Below are 470 nucleotides of genomic sequence, written 5' to 3'. Positions count from 1 at the left end.
GATGTCGATCCTGTTCATTGCCATTGCCGCGATCGTTTGCGGCGCCGAAAGCTGCGCCGACATGGCCGATTCGGCGTTTCCAAAAAGAAGTGGCTCAAGACGATCGTGCCGCTGCCCTATGGCATCGCCGGCCATGGCACCTTCTCCACCGTTTTCCGCTGCCTCAATCAGGTTGCCTTCGAAGCCGCTTTACCGAAGCCTTTGCAAAGGGCATGGAAGGCGTGGTGGCGGTCGACGGCAAGGCGGTACGAGGCGACGCCGCTGCCCCTCGTCAAGGTCTGGGCTGCCGGTTGCGGCCTGGTCATCGGCCAACAGACCGCGCCGGGCCGCAACGAGGTCCAAGGGGCGCTCGATGCGCTTGCGCTTTTGTCGCTGGAAGGTGCCATCGTCACCGCCGATGCCCTGCATTGCCGCGCCGATACCGCTCATGCCATCCTTTCCGCCGGCGGCGACTATGCCCTGGCGTTGAA

General features: G+C 63.8%; 1 protein-coding gene. It reads left to right on the top strand.

The window, feature by feature from the left end; genetic code table 11:
• Positions 1–105: 105 nt before the first annotated feature.
• Positions 106–470 (top strand): ISAs1 family transposase (locus tag AC5ZG1_RS44320; RefSeq protein ID WP_496136558.1); only part of this gene is annotated, 365 nt, incomplete at its 3' end.

The sequence above is a fragment of the Bradyrhizobium sp. Leo78 genome (assembly GCF_059512425.1).
The sequence above is the reverse complement of the archived record's forward strand: the minus strand, read 5'-3'. Positions and strand labels throughout refer to the sequence as shown.